Here is a 23,055-nt window from a genome sequence, read left to right on the forward strand (position 1 = left end):
TGAGTCGGCGGCTCCTTTTCGCTCGGTCGGCAGTTCAATCAGTCTCACCAGTGGGTTACCCCCACTTGCGGGCACTCGCTTCGCGCACAGGTACTTCCAGAGCTCCCCAGAACAGGACTCAGTGCAGTGCTTCATTCAGAACGCGAGCCAGTGGGGCATCAATACTCACCAAGTCGCGGCCCCGCATCGAATTCGAGACGGCCCGTAGGTCCTTAGTCCATGACTGTCCCACTGGCGAAAACCTATCTCATGCCGCCTGAGTCTGCTGGTTGTTGCCCAGTGGCCGCGGACTGTAGCAGCGGCCATCTCGGACCAACGCGTAGAGCAACCTTACCAGTCGGCAGCACAAGGCTACGAGCGCCACCGGCTTGGGCTTGCCGCGCCGCAACAACTCGGCATAGTACGGGTACAGCGGCATGCCCGGGTGGGTGTGCTGCAGCACGGCCAGGTACAGCGCCTGGCGCAGTAACGGCCGGCCCATCTGCGAGATGTGTCGGTCACCGCAATACCGCCCCGAGCTGATCTGGTACAGATTCAGCCCGGCCAGTTTCAGCACCGCCGCCGCGCAACTGTACTGCTTGAGTCCGCCGGTCTCACCCAGGATGATAGCCGTCGTCATCGGTCCGACCAGGCTGGTAAGGATCGGCGTCTCGTCTACCTGCGCCAACAGTCGGTTAATCTCCGCTTCCACCTGCTTCACCCGTGTATCGAGCGAATCCAGCTCCAACAGAGTGTCATTAAGGGCGTATTGCAGGCCGGTTGTCCATTCACGCGCACCAATGGACTGCCGGGCTAATGCCTGCAACTCGGCGAGCTTGGTAACGCTCACCCGGACCCGGCCATCCTCCGCAAGCTGCCGGCGCATCTCATCCGGTGGGTGTACCAGAGCCGCGGCTGGCGCAGGGAAGCGCCGCAGTACGCGTCGTGCGCCAGGACCGGTCACGTCCTTGAAGACAGTGGGAAATTCCGGGAAGAGCAGGTCCACCGACTGGTGCAGCAGGTTACACCTGGCAGCACGCTCCTGCACCAGCCGCTGACGTAACCCCACCAACTGGCGCAGGTCGGCCAGCACGCCGGCGGGTCGGACAAAACCCAGGTACTTACCTTGGGCAACAAGGTCGGCAATCAGCAGGGCATCTTTACCATCACTCGTGCCACGGCTGTTGTCGGCCAGCTCCTTGGCACGGTGGACGTACAGGCCGCTGACCTGGACCACCTGGTAGCCCTGCTCGGCAAGCCAGCGGGCCAGGTTGATCCAGTAGACGCCGGTCGACTCCAGCCCGACGATGACGGCCGAGGCGGGTGTCGGCTTCCGAGCTTCGATCTCGGCCGACAGAGCGGCGAATCCTTCCCGGCTGTTGGCGAACTCAAGCGGCCGGCCAATCGCGCCGCCCGGCACCAGGGTGCGGGCGACATGGTTGAACTTAGCGACATCGATCCCGACGATGAGGGTATCGGGCTTGATTGCAGAGCGCCTCTGCATTAGGCTGTTTGCGGTCATGGCTGTCTCCTTTCGATGGTAGACCATTTCGGACACTTGCTTACTACCATCTGAAGGCGAGACAGCCTTCTTGTCCAATAGATCGCTCAGCACAGGCTTAATCCTATAGCGCTCACAAAGGGGGTGAGGACGAAAGCCGATACGTTCTGCTGGGTGCTCTTGGTGTCTTTGTGGTTCAACATCGGGGTCTACCCGCCGGTTTGACAGGTCCGCCCGCGCCACCTAGAATCACAGCGCTATTCTGCCAGCTAGAAACCGACACGAGTCGTCAGCGGCTTTCAGGAATTCCGCAATTGTCCTGGCCGGCATCCTGCTGCTGGCCGGCTGCTCGAACGCACCGCACAAGCAAACCGGCAAGCTTCGGGTTCTCACTACACTCCAGGTGCTCGCCGACTGGGTCAGGCAGGTCGGGGGAGACCGGGTCCAGGTCGCAAGCCTTCTGACCGGCAATGAGGAGCCGCACACCTATGAACTCAAGCCCGAAGACGTGAAGGCCGTTGCCGATGCCCGGATTCTGTTCCGAGTCGGTCTCGGGCTGGAGGACTGGCTTGACCCGGGCATAGAGAATTCAGGCAACAGGAAACTGGTTGTGGTTGATGCCGCCACAGGCATCTCTGACATCATCGGCGGCGGGGAGCATCAACCAAATCGCCAATCGCCGCTGGTGGGCAATCCGCATATCTGGCTCGACCCGGAACTGGCCAAGACGAGCATTGATAACCTCACGCAGGCGCTGGTGAAGGCCGACCCGGCCGGCGAGACCCTCTACCGCCGGCGCGAGGCTGTCTACTTTGTGCGGCTCGATAGCCTCAAGTCCGCCATCGCGGCCGAGCTATCCGGCCTGAGCGACAAAAGACTGATATCCTTCCACGATGCCTGGCCGTACTTCGCCCGCAGGTTCGGCCTCGACATCGTGGCGACGGTCGAGCCGATTCCCGGCCAGGAACCCTCGGCCAGGGAGATGGCACGGCTCGTTGACCTGATACGGCAGCAGCACGTCAAAGTGGTCACGAGCGAGCCGCAGATGCCTTCGTCCCTGCCGGACATGCTCGCGAAGGAAACGGGCGTGAAGGTCGTCGTCCTGAACCCGCTCGAAGCCGGAGGCGGGTACATTGAAACAATGCGTGCCGATGCCGATTCCATTGCCGCCGCTCTCAGATAGCAGGGCCTGCTTCCGTTGGCCTGTGGCGGAGACATCCTGCGGATGCCCCCAAACCCGGTATTGAACCACAAAGACAGGAACACCAAGCAGTCAGACATCCCTGGGCTTCTCATCCTCTTTGTGTTTTGGTGCCCTGGTGGTGAACTCCTGCTTCGGATTCAGGGATTGCGGGTCTCTTTGACTCCACGCGCGATTAGGCCATAATCGACCATGCCAAACGTGAGGACTTCGAACCGGAGAGCGTGCTCCCGCGCGCAGGACAAGTGCGTCGTCAAGCTGAGTGGGCCGGTGCGCGACCACCCGCTCGCTATCATCTGTACCGTCGGGCCGAGCGTTTCGCTCACGGCTCCACGCCGCGACGGAAAGTACTCCGACCCCCGCGCGCACACGGATATTGCCGTGCTTGTCGACAATGGCATGGCTGCAGCCCGCATCAACTTCTCTCACGTGAAGAAGGCCGGGTTCGGCCGCGTGGAACGGCTGATCGCCGCCATCCGCGCGGTCGAGCGGCAGAAGCGCCGGCCGATACCAATCATCATGGATCTGGAGGGCCCCAAGATCCGCATACGCCGGGTGTTCCTCCTCGAAGGCCGCAGACAGACTCAGGTCGACAGCGTCGATGTGGCACGTGGAGACCGGGTCGAGGTTTCGTCGGCTCCGCCCGGCCAGCCGATGACGGCCGGGGTCAAAGTCCGTCTGAATGTTTCTTATCCCAAGAACCTGCTGGCCGAAGTGAACGTCGGCGACCCGGTTGTTGTCGGGGACAGCGACGTTTTCCTGCAGGTGGAGAGCAAGGCCGCAACGGCGGCGTTCAACTGCATAGCGCAGCACAAGGGCAAGCTGGCGGTCGGTAAAGGCGTGGACTTGCCCGATGCTCCCGGCGGCCGGCTTGCGGCCGGGCCGAAGGACGTTGCCGAGGACCGCGAGGCGTTGCGCCACGGGTTTGACGTCGACCTGGTTGCGCAGTCGTTCGTCCAGGGCGGCGGCGATGTCGATGACCTCTGTGACATGATGACGGAGAACCCGCGCGGCCCGCGGCCGATAATCGCCAAGATCGAGTCCCGGCTCGGTTATGAGCGGGTGGACGAGATTCTGTCCCGGGATGCCGTGTTCGGACTGATGGTGGCGCGCGGCGACCTAGGCAACATGGTCGCCTACGACGAGATACCGAAGGTGCAGAAGGGCCTCATCGACAAGGCCAACGTAGCCGGCAAACCGGTCATCGTCGCGACCCAGTTGCTGGAGTCGATGATGCGCCGGCCGCGCCCGCACCGGTCCGAGCCCCAGGATATCGCCACGGCCATCGAAGAGGGGGCGGACGCGCTCATGCTGTCCGGCGAGACCGCGGCCGGCGACTTCCCGCTTGAATCAGTGCAGGTCATGGCCCGAGTTATCGCCGCCAGCGTGCCCATTGACCGGCGGCGGTATCTTGAGAAGTTCGGCGGCACGTACAGCAAGGAGCCGACCGACCGGATCATCAACGTGCTGGGCTACCCTATCTGCGAACTGGCAGAGGTCGCCAACTCGCCCTTCATCATGTCCTATGCCACGACCGGAATCAGCGCCACCATGATATCGCGGTTCCGGCCGAAGATGTCGATTCTGGCGCTGACGCCGAATGTCGAGACCGCGCGGCTGCTGCGCCTGCTCTACAACGTCTGCCCGGTGCTGGTGGATGCGGGCGGCGCCGACCTGCCGCGCCGTCCGGAGGATGCCGTACGGTTCTGCCGCGCGGTGGTCGAGGAACTGGGGCTGGTCGGGGAATTCGACCTGCCCGGCCGCCACATCGCGCTCACGCTACAGCCGCGCATCCCGAACGTCCGTTCCCGTTCAGTCATCGTGTTCCGCTGGTAGCCTGAGCGCCGGCATCCACCGTATTCCGCGACGACCCCAGGTGCCGGTTTTGGCTCGCAGACAAGCCGGCTGACTCATTAACAAGAGTGTGGGGCGGGAGTACCCGCCCCACAAAGCAAACCGTTGTCCCGGACTTACCTAGAGATAGGCCGTCTCGCCGTGCAGGGATTCGTCCAGTCCGATTTCCTCCTCATGCTGGGTGACCTGCACGCGGGTCACCTTGTTGATAAGCCAGAGCATGACGTATGTGAAGAGGAAGGCGTAGATGGCAGCGCCGACCACCGCGATCATCTCTTTGAAGAAGAAGGAAGGGTCGCCGTGGATTAGGCCGTTGGCACCGGCAGCGTTCATCCCTAGATTAGCGAAGATTCCCAGGCAGATGACGCCGAGCACGCCGCCGACACCATGCACCCCCCAGACGTCGAGCGCGTCATCCCAACCGAGTCGGTTCTTCATGTTGACCGCGAAGTAGCAGATGACACTGGCCAGGATGCCGATGAGCACAGCGACCTTGGTGCTGACATAGCCCGCGGCCGGGGTGACCGCGGCCAGCCCGGCAATGGAACCGGTGAGGAGCCCGACGAACTTCGGCTTCTTCTCGATTCTCCAAGCCATTATCAACCAGACGATTGCTGCGAACGAGGCCGCTACGTCGGTGTTCAGGAACGCGAGTGCAGTGACCGCGTCCACGCGCAACTCACTGCCGGCATTGAACCCGTACCAGCCGAACCAGAGCAGGCCGGTGCCCAGCGCCACCAGCGGAATGCTGTGCGGCCCGGGGTCGTGGACTTTGCGCCGGCCGACAAACATGACTGAAGCCAGGGCCGCGAATCCGGCGATGCAGTGCACCACGATGCCCCCGGCGAAGTCGAGCACGCCCCACTTGGCCAGCAGCCCGCCGCCCCAGATCATGTGCACCATCGGGAAGTATACGAAGAGCAGCCAGCCCACGAGGAATATCAGGTAGGCTTGGAAACGCACTCGGTTGGCAAACGCGCCCGTGATGAGCGCCGGGGTTATCTGGGCGAACATCATCTGGTACGCGACGAGCACGAACAGGGGAATCGTCCGTGACCCGACGAAGGCGTCCAGCGGGTGCATGCCGTGCAGGAATGCATTGCTGAGATTGCCGATGATCGCTCCCTGACCGCCGCTGAAACACAGGGAGTAGCCGCAGATGAACCAGAGCACGGTCGTGACGCCCATCGAGACGAAACTCTGGATCATGATAGCGAGGACGTTCTTACGTCCTACCAGTCCGCCATAGAAGAACGCCAGCCCCGGCGTCATCAGCATGACGAGGCTTGTGGCTACCAGCATGAAACCGGTATTACCAGTATCGAACTGCATCAGTGACCTCCTTTTCGTGCCTCAGACCGGACCGCCAAAAGATGAAAGCACCGCTGCCAGCCGATGGATACAGCGATGCTCCCGAGAAGTGTAGATTCTCGCGGGTAAGTTACGCTTGTCAAGAATCTCCGGCACGAGGCGGCCGGGAGTAAGTCAGGTTCAGGCGGGACTCGCGTGCCGATTGTCGTGGCGCTGGCGGAATCTCCGGACTCCCGGTCGCGGCCCTATCCATCTCGGCCGGGTTTGTTCGCACCCCTCGTCCTCTTGCTCCTGAGGAGCCAGATTCCTGCACCGCCGGCCACGAGAATCACGGCCAAGTCTATTGCTGTCCAGTTCCGGTCAGTCCGCGTGAAGTCGTAGTTCTCATAGTGCTGACCATAGTCGTCGAGAACGTAGTGAGAACCCGAATGGTGGACCTTGTGCCCGCCGGTCAACAGGAACGCAGCGGCAAGCAGCAGCGTCACGGCTGCGGCTATCTTCTGTACGAGGTTCATGGTCGGTCGCTCAGGTCAGCACCTGCGGCACAGCGCGGCGAGGCGGGAGCGGTGTTCGAAATCGTCCGGGACGGCAGGTTCTTTCCTCTGCGGGATGTTGCAGAGCACAACGTCGATAGTACGGCAAGGCGATGTCCGCAGTACACGGAAGAAGTCAGGGCTGATAAGCGGCCAGCCGCGAGAGGAGAGCCACTCCGCGTTGTCTTCGGAATGTGCCCAGAAGGACTCGGCCTACTTGCTCAGGTCGCTCCTTAGTTGGTCAAACTGCTCTTTGGTAATCTCGCCGCGGGCGTAGCGCCGTTTGGCGATTTCGAGCGCGTCCGGCTCCGGCCCGCCGTCGTCCCGGTTCGTCCCTCTCGACCCGCGCACGATAATCACGATCACGGCTACGAGAACAGCGATCATGAACGCCCGCAAGAAGATGGCGATACCAAGCCACCAGAATCCGCTACGCAACCACACGCTACGCTCCCTTCGCCTCGGGTCTGCACCCGGCCGACGCCGGAATCATGTTCAGCACGGTGAAATTCTAGAGACGGTGAGCGGGCGTGTCAATTCGCCGCCGCGCGAGCCGTCAGGCCGAGGGCAGGATAAGCGGTCGCCTAGAAACCCGCCTTGATGATAGTCTGCGTGACGTCTCGGCCCGGTCTGGCGCCGACCGGCGACATGAAGTACACACCGGGCCGCAGGCCTGCGCCGACCCGGTCGCCCCGGCAGACTCCCAGTCGTCTTCCGGAAGCGTCGTAGAGGTTGAACCGCTCGGCCTCGTGTCCGGCAATCCGGGCAGAGGCGGTGAAGGGGTTGGGCGTCGCTCTTAGGCTGCCCGCCGCCATCAGCCTGCCGCTTCTTGGTTCTTCCAGGCTCACGCTTCCGTTCGCATCCATCTTGACAAGGTAGGCGTCAGCACCGCCGGCACCGAAGGAACCAGTGAAGCCGGCTATGATGCAGCCTCCATCAGAGGTCTCTTGAACGGATAGGCCGACATCGCGGGCCGTCCCTCCGTAGGTCCGGGTCCAGAGCGTATCTCCCGAGGCACTCGTCTTTATGGCGTAGACATCGGCGTTCCCTGCTCCGAATGAGGAAGTTAGCCCGGCAATGACGTAGCCTCCGTTCGAGGTCTGCCCGACGGAGTAGCCCCAATCCGTGCCCGTCCCGCCGTAGGTTCTGGTCCAGAGGCTGTCCCCCGAAGCATTGGTCTTGACGAGGTAGACGTCATCGGAGTCAGCCCCTGAGGATGATGTATACCCCGCGACGATGTAGCCTCGGTCCGAAGTCTGCCGTACGGAGTAGCCCAGGTCATCGGCAGTTGTTCCGCAGGTCCGGGTCCATGTCGTGTCGCCGGTGGCATTGGTTTTGATGAGGTAGACGTCGTTTCCGCCCGCTCCGAATGAGTTGGTGTAACCGGCGACGATGTACCCGCTGTCCGCTGTCTGCTCGACCGAGTTGCCCAGGTCCGCGCCGGTCCCGCCGTAGGTTCTGGTCCAGAGCGTATCCCCTGACGCGTTGGTCTTGATGAGGTAGACATCGTAGCCTCCCGCCCCGAAAGAGGTAGTGTACCCTGCCACGATGAAGCCCCCATCCAACGTCTGCTGAACGTCGCAACCTTCTTCGTCAACCGCTCCGCCGAAGGTCCGCGTCCAGAGGGTCTCACCAGAGGAATCTGTCTTGATCAGCCACACATCATAGCCTCCTGCTCCGAAGGAGAGGGTGTATCCGGCGATGATGTACCCGTTGTCCGAGGTCTGCCGGACGGCTGCGCCAAAGTCACTGTGCGTTCCACCGTAGGTTCTGGTCCAGAGGGTATCCCCCGAGGCATTGGTTTTGATGAGCCACACGTCTAGATCCGGGAAGCCATGACCGTAGCTGGAGGTGCCCCCGACGATTATGTAACCCCCATCCGATGTCTGACGTGCGGAGTTGCCGACATCATAGCTTGCACCGCCATAAGTCATGGTCCATCTCTGCTGGGCATTGGCGAAAGACACGAGGAGGAGAACGAAGAGAGCCGCAAACATGCTTCTCACTTGAGGACTACCTTGTTGTTATCTCACCTTCACCATGCGCAGGGACACGCCATGTTCACCGCCGGGCCTGATGAAGTACACGGCCGGTGCGAGTCCTTCTCCGACTCGATTTCCCCGGTAGGTCCCGACCATCTTGCCGGAGATGTCGTAGAGGTCAAACCGCTCAGCCTCGTGCCCGGGAATGCGGGTAAAGGAGGTGAACGGGTTGGGTGTTGCACTCAGGCTGCCCGCTGCCAGCGGCCGACCGCTCACCGTTTCTTCGACGCCCGGATTCCCGCTCGCGTTCGTCTTGACGAGATAGACATCGTAGTCACCTGCCCCGAATGAGGAGCTGTACCCGGCGATGATGTAGCCGCCATCCGATGTCTGCTCGACGGAGTTGGCGATGTCGCGGTCGCCCCCGCCGATGGACCTTGTCCACATGCTGTCTCCGGCAGAATTAGTCTTGATGAGGTAGTAGTTGTAGGGGTCCAGATGGGGGCCGGGCGTGATCCCGGCGATGATGTAACCGCCATCCGAGGTCTGCTGAACTGAGTTGCCGTCATCGTAGCCCGTGGTGCCGAATGTCCGCGTCCAGGCGGTATCGCCGGAGGCGTTCAACTTGAGGAGCCAGACATCATCGGCGCCTGACCCGAAGGACTGCGTGTACCCGGTGACGATGTAACCTCCGTCCTGTGTCTGCTGGACCGAGGTGGCCGCATCGTTACCGGTCCCGCCATAGGTCCGGGTCCAGACGGTATCACCGGAGCTGTTGGTCTTGACAAGATAGACGTCGTAGGCGCCCGCCCCGAAGGACTCCGTCTCTCCGGCGATGATGTAGCCGCTGTCCGAGGTCTGCTGAACCGAACGGGCATCGTCGTAGTTGGTCCCGCCAAAGGTCTTGGTCCAAGTGACGCTGCCCGAGGAATTCGTCTTGATTAACCAGACGTCATCGGAGCCCGCCCCGTAGGCGTCGGTGTAGCCGGCGACGATGTAGCCGCCGTCCTTGGTCTGCTGGCAGGAGTACGCCGCGTTCCAGCCGGTCTGTCCTGCTCCGCCGAGGGTCGTGTCCTGCCACGCGAGGTTGCCCACGCTGTCCGTCTTGAGGAGGTAGACAAGGCTGTTCTGCGCTCCGAAGGAGGCGGTGTATCCGGCGATGATGTATCCTCCGTCTGCGGTCTGCCGGACGCAGCGGGCGTCATCCTCGAACCCGCCGCCGTAGGTCCGGGTCCAGGCAGTGTCACCGGAAGCATTCGTCTTGATGAGATAAACGTCGTACCCATTCGAGCCGAACGAACGACTTTCTCCTACGACGATGTAGCCACCGTCCTTTGTCTGCTCGACCGACCATGAGTAGTCGTTGGCCGTCCCTCCGTAGACCTTCGTCCACATCTGCTGGGCAGGGGCGTAGGACATCAGAACGAGACCGAAGAGCGCAGCGCTGATTGTCTTCATCCGAGGACATTCCTTTCTCATCTACTGCTGTTGTCTGTGGAATTACCTGTTCCCAGCTTCCGCCCGACCGACCTCGCCGGGGTGAAAACCTACTGAAAAGCACACTCCGTGTCAATTGTTCATGTCGTTACTGAGTCCGACACGGAAACTCGCCACGAAGACACGAAGAGGGTGAGGGCTGAAATGGGTCTTGTCTGCTTCGGGGCCAGCTATTTCGGATTCAGGGTCGCGGCGTCGGCTTGACATCGGGCGTCGAGAGCTATAGCATGACCCGTTCACGGGTTGCGTGTTGCTGTAACCGTGAGCGCCGGCCGCGGGGCAGCCGCGAAGCGGAGTTCTGTGCCTCGACGGTCGGAGGTTGTGGACTGCCAAGCTGTAAGAGGGAGGTTGTATGAATCAGGCAGCACTTAGGACAGGGACCGTAGTGATCTTGGCTCTGGTATTCTCGGCCGGAATAGCAGCGGCTGCGACACCGAGAGCACTTGTGACCTCGGGGGATATCCAACATGGCGGCCGGCAGACGCAGTCATCCCTTGAAAAGGCGAAGGCGGCGGCCTGCCCGCGACCGCTCGGGAAGGGCGGACCGGAACAGGGCCGGCGTGAATCGTCGGGCGGCCCGGACGACTACGGCTATGTCTTTCTGGATGAGACCGAGGTCGGCGGTCCGACCTACAACTGGATTGACACCGTCGGTGCGACCGGCCTCAGTATCACCGGTGACGACACCTTCGAGATGGTCGCCTTGCCCTTCACGTTTACGTTCTACGGCACGGGTTACGACTATTGTTACCCGTCCACGAACGGGCAGATGGGGCTCAGCTCCGGTATCCGGAACTATTCCAACTACGCGCTGCCGACCACGTATCTTCCGGCCAACCACCTGTGTCCGTACTGGGACGACCTGTACGTAGACACCAGCTCGAGCATCCTCTATAAGACCGTTGGCACGGCCCCGAACCGGAAGTTCGTCGTCATCTGGGACAGCGTCCGCACGCTCAGCTACAGCTATCGACTCGTGTTCGAGGCCATACTGAGCGAGTCCGACAACAGCATCACCTACCAGTACCGATACCTGGATACGGGTGCGATGGGCCAGTCGGCCACGGTGGGCGAACAGCAGGCCCAAACCGGCAACAACTACCTGCAGTACTCATACAACACCAACTCCCTGATTGAGGGCCGGGCCATAAAGTTCTGGAGGCCGCAGTACACGGCCGATGTCGGCACGCGCCGGATTGTCGCGCCCCAGGGCTTCTACCTCGCGGACACGATTCACCCATCGGCCATTGTCAAGAACTACGGCACGGCCTCCCAGTCCAACTTCGGCGTCAAACTCGACATCGGTGCCGGCTATACCAGCACCGTGAACGTAGCCGGCCCGCTTGCGCCCGGGGACACCTTTGTCGTCAACACCTTCGCACCGTGGGTTCCGACCATAGCGGGGCAATACGCCGTGGCCTGCTCCACTCGGCTCGCCGGCGACATGTTCACTCTCAATGATAGGGAGACCACTTCCACGACGATTGTCAGCCTCGTCGAACACTTCGACTCGAGCAACGGCGGCTATGTGCCGTACCCCGACTCGGGCCACTGGGTGTGGCGCGCTCCGGCCTACCCGCGGCCCTCGCCGCCATCCCCGCCCAACGTGTGGACCATCCCTGACTCAAGCACCTATCAAACATACGAATCCAGCTACGTGGCCTCCTGCGTGTACATCGCCACCCAGGACTCGCCGATGGTCATGTTCTACCACTGGCTCTACTGCGAATCGTATTACGACGGCGGTAACTTCTCCTACTCGACCGACAACGGTTCCACCTGGACCATCCTCGACCCGGACGGCACCCGGGCGTACTACGGTACGCTGCGCTCGGGAGAGCGGGGTTACTCCGGCACCATCCCGTGGGAGATGGCCGCGTTCCAGGTCCCGGTCCTGCACGACAGCGCGTTCATGCTGCGCTGGAAGTTCATGAGTGACGTGTCGATCCAGTATGAAGGCGGCTGGATGTTCGACGACTTCGCCGGCGTCGGGATTGCCAGACCGCCGGCCGACGTCGGCGCAGTGCAGATTGTCGCGCCGGGCGACACGGTCCAGTCGGGCAGCGCCGTGGCTCCACGGGCCGCGGTCCGGAACTTCGGCAGCGCGCAGCAGACCTTCGTGGTCAGGTTCTCGGTCAGCGACGGCTATCAGGATACGTTCCGGCTTACGCTCGCCGCCGGCCGGACCGACACGATCCAGTTCAAGAACTGGTCCGCCGATTCGCTCGGGACCTTCAGCATTGCCTGCTCCACCGAGCTGGCCGGCGACGTCGACCATGCCAATGACGCGGTCCATGGTTCGGTCGTGGTTGTGCCGTCCCTTGCGGTGACAGAGAAGCCCGGCCTGCCCGGCGTATTCGCTTTGGACAATGCCCTGCCGAACCCGTTCACGGGCAGGACCGTCGTCCGATTCGGCGTCGCCCACTCGGGGCAGACGAACGTAAGTATCTACTCACCTGCCGGTACGCTGGTCCGGACTCTCTGCAGCTCAGTCCTGACCCCGGCACGCTACTCACTCGCCTGGGACGGCAAGGATGAGAGAGGCCGTGCCGTGCCCGCCGGCGTCTACTTCTGTCGACTGCAGGCTGGTGGCAGGTCTACGAGCAAACGAATCACCCTCGTGAGATAGACAGGAGCCCCTTGTATGACATTCTATCTAACAATCTTGTTGACGACAGTGGCGCCCCTGCAGCCAGCGTTGAACATGAGAAGGGTCGCAGATCTGCCGTTCGGTCCGCTCTATTACCGCGTCGTTTGCTGCGATAGCGACCACGACAGCTTGCCTGAGATCATGTTCAACGGTCTCCTGGAGTCCGGCTATCCATGTCTTGAGTTCTGGGAACATCAGGGCTGGAATCGCTTCAGACTCGTCTACGCTGACACCGGTACGTACCCACCGCCTAATGGCATCTCGACCTGGGCTGCGATTCCCTACGACGCTGGTGACCTCAACGGAGACGGGCTGACCAGTGTTGTGTGTACCAATGTCGCGTACTTCAACCCGGACAGCGTGCGCGACATCGTCATGACATTGGAGAGCCCGGACAGCTTCAGCTATCCTACCAGGCTTTCATGGTACTACCGAAGTCATAGCGCCTACTCGGGGGATTTTCCTGCGTACATCGTACGCGACCTCGACCACGACGGGCACAACGAGATCGTCGGCTGGTTGGAAGACAAGGGCACGTGCATCTGGAAGAACTTCGGTCACGACCAGAATGAGCTGAAGTGGACCGGCGACCTCCAGGGCGTAATGCTCAACTTCCGCGACTTCGACGGTGACGGGAAGATGGATATCGCCGTTGGTCCGTCGGGTGATGTTTGGGAGGATACCGGCAATTGCCAGCCTGAGTTGATCTGGAACAACACGTTCGGGTGGCTCGATGGCAATGACGCTTGGTCAACTACGGATATTGATGGCGACAGCAGACCTGAGTTCTACATATCGTACTTCGACTACGCATTGCACAGAATGTACCTGTGCATGTACCAGAGCGACGGCAACGGCGGTTTCACTCACACGCTGGCGGATTCCCTGACTTACATCGGCACCGACGACTGGGGCCGAGCCAGCGCCGGCGGCGACATTGACGGCGACGGCGTTGACGAGTGCATCTGGACCACGTACGACAGCGTACGGGTGTACAAGGCATTCGGCCACAACGACCTGCGTAAGGTCTGGGAATGGCAGAGCGACCACCATCCACCCGGGTACAACGCGCTCTACGCCACGGTTTACGACGTGAACAACGACGGGTACAACGAATTGCTTCTCGCGGGCAACTCGAAGATATCGATATTCGAGGTCGATGCGATAGACCTGCTGTCGCCAAATGGCGGGTGGTATCACGTCGGCGACACCATGCACATACGCTGGAAGACAAATCTGCCGCCACAGTGCAGTACGGTATCGCTGTTTGCGCGACTCGATACTCTCGGGCACATGAGACCGATAAGGGCTCTGCTCTCACCCACTGACTCGCTCTGCGACTGGATTATCCCGCAGGACATGCCCGAGAGCATACGCATCGTGGCCATGGCGTACGGTCCTGGCGGCAAGCGGCAGTTTGACATGTCGGACAGCGCCGTGTGGATCCTTGGCGGCTACGGCGTGGCGGAGGGAACTCACAAGGTGCCGCTGCAATGGTCGCTTTCAGTCAGTCCGAATCCAGCCCGAGGCGCGTTCTCGGTGCGCTACGAGGTACCGGACTTGGGACACAATCCCAATTCCCTGGCGGAATTGGGTTATGTCCCGCGTCCTGTGTCCCTCGGCGTGTACGACGCTGACGGCAGGCTGGTAAGGTCACTGCGTCAAGGCAACGCTACGCCGGGCCGGTACGAGGCCAAGCTGCCTTCGGGTGCTCTTCCTGCCGGAATCTACTTCCTTCGTCTCGACGCGCCGGGATTCCGAGTGGTGAAGAAGGCGGTTGTGACGAGGTGAGAAGCAAGTAGGCAGCAGACAGTAGGTAGTAGACAGTAGACGGTAGACAGTAGACAGGTCAGGGGCGGGCGAAGGTTCGCCCCTGAGCTTTCTGTGGAGGAGCTAGTGGGCTGGAGCTTCGGTGCGTCAATATCGAGCCCACTCGACCGTGTTAGCCTTCCATCGTACCGCACCTCTCACCGGGTCAGCGATTCTGTTCCTCTACTCGTACTGCCTGTTTCACACCATCGCATTCCTGCATCGGGACTCTGAACAACTCAGCGCTCAAGAGTTGGAGACTAATCTCCGACCAAGAACCGCGGTATTTCAGAGTTCTGAGCCGTTCATCCCGGACCGCACCTGACGTAATGTGAAGTGTGGCAGCGAGATGACGTAAGGTACTCAAATGTAAGACTATAGTCGATGTGACTCATGAATCAGGATAGCACCTACCGGGTCACTCCCCGAGTCACTCCCCCAGTCACTCCCCGAATGACTCCCCGAGTGACTCCCCGAGTGAGTCGGTGAGTGACTTACCCAGTGAACTGGTGGGTGAACCAGTGGGTCAGTCGGGGGATTAGTTACCGACTGAGCTGGGGATTCATCTACCGACTTACTTGCAGGATAACTTAGTGGTTGAGTCGGTAGGTGACCCTTGGGGTGAGTCTGGGGATGAATTGGTAGATGAGCCGCTGGGTGACCTGCCGATTTACTCGGCAGATGAGTTGCCGGGTGAATTGCGGGGTGTACTATCGGGTGAGCTACCGGATGCTGGCGTATGTGCCATGCGGCGCAGCGTTCGGCGGTGCTTCAGTTGCGGTGAGAACAGATAGGTTGGACGATGCCTGCGCGACAGTGACACGAATCGCGAAGAACTGAGCAATGGCCTGAGCGGCGCAATATTGCCTTGCGGAGCCGAAACGGGGATGGGGCCACAACGCGGGCGGGACGCGCAAGTCAGAAGCCAGGAGGCAAAAGTCAAAGGTCAAGATGCCGTGAGGAGGACGGAATCTCTGAATTCTCTCGGGAACTTGAGCCGAAGCGAGGACCGGTCCGCGGAGAACCTGAGAGGAACTGGGGCGGAGCTGTTCCCGGTTTGGCTTGCAGAGTTCCGTCGAGACTTTCCGTGGCTTCACATTCACAGGATTGGTTAGTCAGGGTTGACCCGCAGTGCAGGTATCGGGAGAATTAGACATGAGCTCAAGAGTATCGATGAGATTATGTTTGCTTATTGGTTTGGCCGTGACCGCGGGCTTCGGCGCTTTCGTCAAGTTCCCCTACCTGCAGAACCTGACCGACAGCACCATTGTGGTGCGCTGGCAGATGCCGACGGCCCAGCCGGGAAAGGTGCAGTACGGCCTGACTCCGGGCTACGGGTCGGAAGTCACAGACGCGGGAGCGAGCGTGGACCACGAGTTGACTCTGACCGGGCTCGCGAAGGACACTGTTTACCACTACCGGGCGATTTGCGGGTCGGACACGAGCGCGGACGCGATGTTTCCATCCGTTGTTACTCCCGACCGGCCGTTTCGTTTCTTCGCCTATGGCGACCACCGCACCGACAGCGCCGACCACCAGAGCGTCGTGAACCAAATGCTCCTGCAGTCGCCGCTGCCCGGCTTCGCCATCGATAACGGCGACTTGACCTATGACGGTTCCGATGCCACGTACCAGACGTACTTCAACATTGAGCGCAATCTGTGGAGCCGGATGCCGGTGTTCCCGACGCTTGGCAACCACGACGTCAACAACATCACCAATTGGCAGCGCTACCTTGCTTTACCGAACAACGAGCGCTGGTACACGTTTCACTACGGCAACTCGGTTTTCCACTGCATTGACGTTTATTCCACCTACGCTCCGGGTAGCACGCAGTACAACTGGCTGGTGTCCGAGTTCCAGGCAGACAGCGCGAATCCCGCGATCCGGCACATTTTCGTGCTCTTCCACGAGCCGCCGTACACGACCAATACCGGCCATTCGAGCAACACGACCGTACAGCAGTACCTGTGCCCGTTGTTCGAGTGGTATCATGTCGCGATTGCGTTCCAGGGGCACGTGCACTGCTACGAGCATGCGCTGGTGAATGGGGTCCACTACATCATCACCGGCGGCGGCGGCGCACCGCTTTACACCGGCTGGAATGCGCCCCAGCCTTGGGACATCTATCGCGAGGCGACGCTGGAGTTCGTGCTCGTGGACGTGAATGGTGACACGATAAGAACACGGGGCATCCGGCCGGATGGGACCGAGTTCGACCCACTGGTTCTTGGACCATACGGCATCCAGGAAAGTCCGAACGCCGAGCGGCGAACGCCGAACACCGGAGTCCAAATCACGAACCTGGTCAGCCCGACCGACGGGCGCGTCCAGTTCACCCTTGCTCTGGCCAAACCGGCGCAGGTGAATGCGATGCTCTACGACCCGAGTGGACGCAGGCTGGCGGTGCTGGCGCAGGGCCTCTTCAACGTCGGCGACCACCAAGTCTCCTGGAACGGGAGCGAACTTGCACCCGGCGCGTATTCGCTGGTGGTCGAATCAGGCAACCGTACCCAGGTGGAGCGGATAGTCGTCGTCGGGAGGAAGTAGGGTGGGTTACTGCCGGACGAAGTCAGGCGCTGGAAGCCGGATGCTGGAATTCAGAAGGGCTGGACGAACGGTTTGTGGTCTCGTGCTGATGCTCTGCGCTGCCGGGGCGCAGCCTCTCGGGTCAGCACCCGCACAATCCACCTTCGAGCGCTGTTACGGCGGCAAAGCTGACGACTGCGGTTACTCGGTCGTGCCGACTTCGGACCGCGGGTGCATCGTCGCGGGCAGCACTTCTTCCTTCGGCGCAGGCAAGTCCGACATCTACCTTATGAAGACAGACGCCGCCGGCGACACGCTCTGGACCAGGACGTTCGGCGGAGCCGACTATGACATCGGCTATTGGGTTCAGCAGACCCAAGACGGCGGCTACATCATCGCCGGGACGACTAGGTCCTTTGGCTCAGGCGGGTACGACGCCTGCCTCATCAAGACCGATGCACAGGGTCGCGCGGTCTGGATTAGATCCTATGGCGGTTCCGGCGACGACGGGGCGCGGTCGGTGGAGCAGACCGCTGACGGCGGCTACGTGTTCACCGGGTGCACGGAGTCCCGTGGCTCGGGACAGGGAGACGTCTACCTGGTCAGGACCAACGCCAGGGGCGACACCACTTGGACAAAGACATTCGGCGGCGCCGGACGGGATGAGGCTTTCTCGGTCAGGCAAACCGCGGACAAAGGCTTCATCGTCGTCGGTCTTACCCAGAGCTTTGGCGTGGTCGGGGACGACGTGTATCTCATCAAGACCGATGCCCAGGGCGACACTCAGTGGACGCGCACGTTCGGCGGCGACGACGATGAGTTCGGCTATTCGGTCCTCCAGACCGCTGATGGCGGCTACGTCGTCGCCGGGCTCACTGAGTCATTCAGTCCCAGCGAGGACGTCTACCTTATCCGGACGAATGCCCGCGGCGATACTCTGTGGACCGGGATGTACGGCGGGGCCAATGCGGACGAGGCACATTCGGTCATCCAGACGGCAGACGGTGGATTCGTAGTCGCAGGCTCTACTCATTCTTTTGGCGCGGGCAGCTTCGACGCCTACCTGATTCGGACCAATGCCAGAGGCGACACGCTTTGGACCAGGACCTTCGGCGGTCCCGGCGGCGACGACGCATGGTCGGTCGCACCCGCGGGCGACGGCGGGTTCTTCGTTGCCGGCTGCAAGACTTCTGCTGGCGGCAGCAGGGACGTGCTCATAGTCAAGACCGATTCTGCCGGGAACGTGGTTTCCGGTCGTTCCCGGTAAGAGAGAGGACAACTCCTTACGAGGCCGGGAAACGAGGGACACTCCCTCAGAGCGGCTGCGTCGGACTCGCCGCGGTAGCGTCCCTGTTCTCCGGCACGCAGGCTTGGCGCGACCCGAGGGTCTAAGGAGTCATGCAAATGATGAATCACGCCACAATGAAGTCGCGTCTGTCGGTCGTCATCGTGGCAGTTGCGGCCTTGGCGGCCGGCTGCTCCACCGCGTGGCTGGCAAGCGGCTGGGCGCCGAGCCCGATAGTTGCCAACGGCAGCGCCGACGATTGGGCCGGAAAGCAGGTCTTGAGCACCATGAACAACGGTCTGCAACTCTCCGTGGCCAACGATGCCGAGCGGCTGTACGTGATGGCGAAGTTCCGGGCCAACGACCCGCAGTGGTCGCGGGCCGCGGGCCGCGGCGGCCTGACCTTGCGCGTGGTCGGTCCGGGCAAGAGAACGATGAGCTTCCGTTTGCCCAAGGGACCGGAACGGGCACAAGGCCAGCACCCCGGATGGTCGGCGGATTCGGCGCAGGCAGAGATGCCGCAGCGCATGAACCCGGCGTGGGCCGAGCTCGCGGGAAAGCTGGTCGTGACGGATGTGGACAAGAACATCGTGCCGGTTGAACCGGATGGTTCCGCGGGTCCGGCCGCGGGCTTCTCCGACGACAACGGGATGTGCATGTACGAGTTCAGCGTGCCGCTTAAGGACACGGCCGTCGGCCACTATTCGCTCCGCGCGGGCGCCAAGGACGGGCTGAATCTGACGGTGACCGCGGGTCCTGACGCCGAGACGCGCCAAGCCATGCAGGAAATGCGTTCACAGGACAAGTCCGAAGGCGGCGACTTCGGCGGCGGAGGCTACGGTGGCGGCGGGCGCGGCTTTGGTGGACATGGCGGTTACGGCGGAGGCAGTGGCCACAGCGGTTCGCAGGGCGGCTGGCATGGCGGGGAGCAGGCGTCGAATCCCTCGGTGTCGGTCGCGGTTCGACTTGCCGTCGCGCCCTGAGCCTGCGGCGCTGCTGATACCTTCGTCGCGAGCGGACGTGACGTGACCAGCCCGGTCAGGATGGCCCTGCCGGTTCTTCTTTTTCTCCCTCTCTTTCTGGGTGCTGCCGAGCTCGAACTCTCGGCAGAGGCGGACCGCACGACGGTCGCGCTCGGCGACCGGGTGCTGCTAACCGTGACCGCGACCGGCACGAAGGTCGATGGGTTGCCCAGGCCGTCGCTGCCGTGGATGGCCGATTTCAAGCTGGTCAGTACCATCTGGAGCCGTTTCGGTAACGAGCCGGAGACGGACAGTGGACCCGCGCGACAGACCGTCGGGTTCATCTACACTCTCGAACCGAGCCGAACCGGCGACCTGACGATTCCCGCCGCGACCCTGGTCTACAACAAGGCAACGTACAAGACCGGGCCGATAGCGGTGAAAGTAGTCCCGGCCGGTGAATCGGTGCCGCCGGTTCAGTCGTGGGCGGAGGCGAATGGCGTCGAACTTGTCGGCACAATTGACCGCTCTTCAGTCTTCGTCGGGGAGCAGGTGCAGGTGACTTACCGGCTGTTTTCGCGAACCCGCGTGGGTGGAGCGGTCATGAAGGACGTTCCGCCGTTTGAGGGCTTTTGGGCCGCGGAGGTCAACGATACCAATGACCTGACATGGGAACCGACGATGCACGGCGGCGAACCCTGCAGCGTAGCGGTGGTGAGGCGGGCAACACTTTTCCCGTTGCAGCCCGGCGGGCTCGTCGTCGGCCGGATGACCCTGGCCGGAGTCGTAGCGGTGGCCGGCGGCCTGTTCAGTGGCATGCAGACGCCGTTCACGGTGTCGTCGGCGCCGCTTATCATCACCGTGCGTCCGCTTCCGGATTCGGGAAGGCCCGCGGATTTCGCTGGCGGGGTCGGCAAATTCGACCTGAGCGCCGACCTCAGCGGGAACCAGACCCGGAATGGAGAGCCGCTGAATCTGGAAGTCAGGGTTTCCGGAACCGGGAACATCGGGACCATCGGCGAGCCGCAGGTTCACGTCGCCAGCGGCGTGCAGTTGCTTGCGCCGGAGCCGGACCAACAGGTGAGCACTGTGAGCGGGCGCGTGCAGGGCGTCCGGACATACTCGTACTCCATGATACCGAGGGCCGACGGCCTGAACATCGTGCCCGCCACGAGCATGAGCTTCTTCGACCCGACAGGGGACACTTACTATACGCGCAAGACCGGAAATGAGACTTTCGTCGCTACCGGAGTTCTGGGTGGCGGCGTTTCTCTAGAACATGGTCCGCAGGCCGAGCTTCGGGGCGCAGACATCCTCCGCATTAAGAGCTACTATTCGCGGGTTGCACCCGCAGCCGCAAATCCATACTGGTCGAGGCTGCTCTACTCACTGGGCGTGCTGGTGCTGTTCACCGGTGTATTTGTCGGCCGGCACCGGCGACGCCTCGAATCGGACCGGGGCTATGCCCTGCGCTCGCGGGCCGGACGGCTGCTACGGAAGCGGCTGAGAGAATCGGCCCGGCTGCTGGCCGCAGGCGACGAGGACGGCTGCTACGCAGCCCTGTCATTGGCTGTCGTCGGCTATGCGGGCGACCGGTTCAATGTGGACGTGGCGGGTCTCACCGGCCCTGAGCTGTTCTCGGCCCTGTGCGGGCGAGGCGCAGAACCGGCAGTGGCCGAGCGGGTACGTGACTTCTCATCGCGCTGCGACCTTGCCCGCTTCTCGCCCGAGGCTGCCGGCTTTTCGCCCGAGGCGGCCCTGGACCGGGTTTACGACATCGTCCGCAGTTTGTAGCGTCCTCGCTCGCGAATTCGTGCCGCTGTTGACTTCGCCGGGGAGGTGTCCATAATCAGGTGTTGACAGCGTTTCCTACTAGTCAGCAAGCACCACACTTCCCACGGTGCTGAAGGGACTCTGAGCGTGAAATCATACCTCGGCAAGACCGTGTACATCACTGGCGGTTCAAGCGGCATCGGCCTGGCTGCCGCCAAGCAGTTCGCCGGCGCGGGCGCCAACGTCGCTATCTTCTCCCGCGACCGGAAGAAGCTCGACGCCGCCCTGTCGCTCATCCAGGCGTCAAAGGCCTCAGACGACCAGAAGTTCGTGGCCAAGCAACTCGATGTCGGAAATCACACCGACGTGGAGTCGACGCTCGGGACACTAGCTCGCGACTTCGGGCCTCCCGATATCCTCATCAACTGTGCCGGGTCCGTCTGGTGCAACTACCTTGAACAGACGCCGTTTGAGGCCTGCGAGGAGGAGATGCGGACGAACTTCTTCGGTGTCCGAAACATGGTCTCCGCCGCAGTGCCGTTCATGAAGGAAAAGGGCGGGCACATCGTGAATGTGGCATCGACCCTGGGGTTTATCGGCGTGTTCGGGTACGCAGCCTATGCGCCGTCCAAGTTCGCCATCGTTGGTTTCTCCGAGGTCATCAGGGCCGAGCTGAAGCAGCACAACATCCGGGTGTCGGTGCTCTGCCCGCCGGACACCGATACGCCCCAACTAGCCCACGAGAACAAGACCAAGCCGCCGGAGACCCGGCAGATCAGCGGCAACGCCGGGCTGATGCAGCCCGAACAGGTCGCCGCGGCCATGATCAAGGGCATGGAAAAGAACCAGATGATGATTGTGCCGGGGTTCATGAATAAGGTCACGTGGGTTCTCAACCGGTTCGCGCCGGGGCTGGTTCGTTCCATCATGGACTCGGACGCGCGCAAGGCTCAGAAGCGGGCGGCGGGCAAGTAGCCGCGCCTGATGCCGCTCGAAGTCGCTGAAATCCGCTCGCGCCGGGAGCTGCGTGATTTCATCTATCTCCCGGCCAAAGTCAACCGCACGAACCCGCTCTGGATTCCGCCTATCTACATGGACGACTGGAGATTCTTCGATCCGAAGAAGAACCGGGCGTTCCAGCACGCCGACACCGTGCTGGCGCTGGCACGACGCGACGGCAAGGTCGTGGGCCGCGTCATGGGCATCGTCAACCGTCGGCACAACGAGCTGCGGAAAGAAAGCACGGCGCGGTTCGGATTCATCGAGTGCTATGAAGAACAAGATGTCTTCAATGCCCTGATTACGTACGTCGAGGGCTGGGCGCGCCGGCTCGGCATGAAGAAGATGGTCGGGCCCATGGGTTTCTCCGACCAGGACCCGCAGGGCTTTCTCTTTGAAGGCTTCGACCACGAGCCGACGCTCGCCTCTCTTCACAACTTCCCGTATATGGTTCGGTTCACGGAGGCGGCGGGCTACACCAAAGAGGTTGACTACGTCGACTATGTCATCAGGGTTCCGGACAAGCTGCCGGATTTCTATGAGAAGATCAGCACCCGCGTCATGCGGCAGGACGACCTCCGGCTGGTCGAGTTCGCGAAGAGGAAGGAACTGAAGCCGTACATTGCCAACGTGTTCGGCCTGATGAACGCCACGTACCAGAACATCTACGGTTACGTGCCGCTGAACCAGTCCGAGATAGATGCGCTGGTCAAGCAGTATCTCCCGGTCATCGACCCCCGGTTCGTCAAAGTCGTGACACAGGAGGGGAGAGTCGTCGGCTTCGTCATCGGTATGCCCAACATGAACAAGGGACTCCGCCAATGCAAAGGCCAACTCTTCCCGTTCGGCATCCTGCAGATCATGGCCGCGATGAAGAAGACGAAACAGCTCGACCTTTTCCTCGGCGCTATCCATGAGGAATGCCGTGGCCGCGGGATTGACGTCCTGCTCGGAGCGGCGATGCTGCGTTCGGCAATCGCAGCCGGGTTCGAGACGATGGACAGCCACCACGAACTGGAGAACAACCTCAAGATGCGGGCCGAGATGGAGCGCGTCGGCGGCCAGATAGCCAAGCGCTTCCGCATCTACCAGAAGCCGCTCTAGTCCTCACAATCTGGCCGGGTCTGCATGCGGTGGGACGGACACCCCGCGAGGCCGCGCCGACAAAAGCTCGTCTTACTCCGCGCGGC

The 23,055-nt window shown here is 61.9% G+C and carries 17 protein-coding genes; 11 read left to right on the plus strand and 6 right to left on the minus strand.

Annotation, left to right across the window (positions count from 1 at the left end):
- Positions 1-247: 247 nt before the first annotated feature.
- Positions 248-1,483: an IS110 family transposase gene (locus tag VMH22_03410; protein HTW90733.1), complete on the minus strand. Its 1,236-nt coding sequence runs from the start codon at positions 1,481-1,483 to the stop codon at positions 248-250.
- A 334-nt stretch (positions 1,484-1,817) separates the two neighbouring features.
- Between VMH22_03410 and VMH22_03415 the strand changes: the two genes are divergently transcribed.
- Positions 1,818-2,663, plus strand: coding sequence for a metal ABC transporter substrate-binding protein (locus VMH22_03415; protein ID HTW90734.1), 846 nt, complete (start codon positions 1,818-1,820; stop codon positions 2,661-2,663).
- Between the two features lie 210 nt (positions 2,664-2,873).
- Positions 2,874-4,517 (plus strand): pyruvate kinase, encoded by a 1,644-nt coding sequence (gene pyk / locus VMH22_03420; protein ID HTW90735.1) that lies wholly within the window; start codon positions 2,874-2,876, stop codon positions 4,515-4,517.
- Positions 4,518-4,655: 138 nt separating this feature from the next.
- Here pyk and VMH22_03425 read toward each other — a convergent pair whose 3' ends face one another.
- From VMH22_03425 to VMH22_03445, 5 genes are all read right to left on the minus strand, one after another.
- On the minus strand, positions 4,656-5,867 hold the full coding sequence (locus VMH22_03425; GenBank protein ID HTW90736.1) for an ammonium transporter: 1,212 nt from the start codon (positions 5,865-5,867) through the stop codon (positions 4,656-4,658).
- A gap of 224 nt (positions 5,868-6,091) precedes the next feature.
- Complete coding sequence (locus VMH22_03430; GenBank protein HTW90737.1) at positions 6,092-6,361, minus strand: hypothetical protein; 270 nt, start codon at positions 6,359-6,361, stop codon at positions 6,092-6,094.
- A gap of 231 nt (positions 6,362-6,592) precedes the next feature.
- Positions 6,593-6,823 carry an SHOCT domain-containing protein gene (locus VMH22_03435; GenBank protein ID HTW90738.1) on the minus strand — a complete coding sequence of 77 codons (231 nt, stop codon included), beginning with the start codon at positions 6,821-6,823 and terminating at the stop codon, positions 6,593-6,595.
- Positions 6,824-6,963: 140 nt separating this feature from the next.
- A complete protein-coding gene (locus VMH22_03440; protein ID HTW90739.1) occupies positions 6,964-8,385 on the minus strand; it encodes a hypothetical protein in 1,422 nt (473 codons plus the stop codon).
- Between the two features lie 18 nt (positions 8,386-8,403).
- Positions 8,404-9,819 carry a hypothetical protein gene (locus tag VMH22_03445; GenBank protein HTW90740.1) on the minus strand — a complete coding sequence of 472 codons (1,416 nt, stop codon included), beginning with the start codon at positions 9,817-9,819 and terminating at the stop codon, positions 8,404-8,406.
- A 391-nt stretch (positions 9,820-10,210) separates the two neighbouring features.
- Here VMH22_03445 and VMH22_03450 point away from each other — a divergent pair, with 391 nt between their 5' ends.
- The 9 genes from VMH22_03450 (at position 10,211) to VMH22_03490 (ending at position 22,969) form a co-directional block, all read left to right on the plus strand.
- On the plus strand, positions 10,211-12,487 hold the full coding sequence (locus VMH22_03450) for a FlgD immunoglobulin-like domain containing protein (protein HTW90741.1): 2,277 nt from the start codon (positions 10,211-10,213) through the stop codon (positions 12,485-12,487).
- Positions 12,488-12,562: 75 nt separating this feature from the next.
- Positions 12,563-14,299 carry an FG-GAP-like repeat-containing protein gene (locus VMH22_03455; GenBank protein ID HTW90742.1) on the plus strand — a complete coding sequence of 579 codons (1,737 nt, stop codon included), beginning with the start codon at positions 12,563-12,565 and terminating at the stop codon, positions 14,297-14,299.
- A 663-nt stretch (positions 14,300-14,962) separates the two neighbouring features.
- Positions 14,963-15,157, plus strand: coding sequence for a hypothetical protein (locus tag VMH22_03460; protein HTW90743.1), 195 nt, complete (start codon positions 14,963-14,965; stop codon positions 15,155-15,157).
- Positions 15,158-15,472: 315 nt separating this feature from the next.
- The gene (locus VMH22_03465; GenBank protein ID HTW90744.1) at positions 15,473-16,867 is read left to right on the plus strand and encodes a metallophosphoesterase; all 1,395 of its coding nucleotides are present in this window, start codon (positions 15,473-15,475) and stop codon (positions 16,865-16,867) included.
- A 40-nt stretch (positions 16,868-16,907) separates the two neighbouring features.
- Entirely contained in the window at positions 16,908-18,113 is a 1,206-nt protein-coding gene (locus tag VMH22_03470; GenBank protein HTW90745.1) for a hypothetical protein, read from the plus strand.
- 137 nt (positions 18,114-18,250) lie between these two features.
- Positions 18,251-19,114 (plus strand): hypothetical protein, encoded by an 864-nt coding sequence (locus VMH22_03475; protein HTW90746.1) that lies wholly within the window; start codon positions 18,251-18,253, stop codon positions 19,112-19,114.
- Between the two features lie 42 nt (positions 19,115-19,156).
- Positions 19,157-20,887 carry a BatD family protein gene (locus VMH22_03480; GenBank protein ID HTW90747.1) on the plus strand — a complete coding sequence of 577 codons (1,731 nt, stop codon included), beginning with the start codon at positions 19,157-19,159 and terminating at the stop codon, positions 20,885-20,887.
- A gap of 126 nt (positions 20,888-21,013) precedes the next feature.
- Complete coding sequence (locus VMH22_03485) at positions 21,014-21,841, plus strand: SDR family oxidoreductase (GenBank protein ID HTW90748.1); 828 nt, start codon at positions 21,014-21,016, stop codon at positions 21,839-21,841.
- A gap of 9 nt (positions 21,842-21,850) precedes the next feature.
- The gene (locus VMH22_03490; protein HTW90749.1) at positions 21,851-22,969 is read left to right on the plus strand and encodes a hypothetical protein; all 1,119 of its coding nucleotides are present in this window, start codon (positions 21,851-21,853) and stop codon (positions 22,967-22,969) included.
- Positions 22,970-23,055: the final 86 nt, after the last annotated feature.

This window comes from bacterium (assembly GCA_035505375.1).
GTDB lineage: Bacteria > Hydrothermota > Tepidihabitantia > Tepidihabitantales > Tepidihabitantaceae > UBA2258.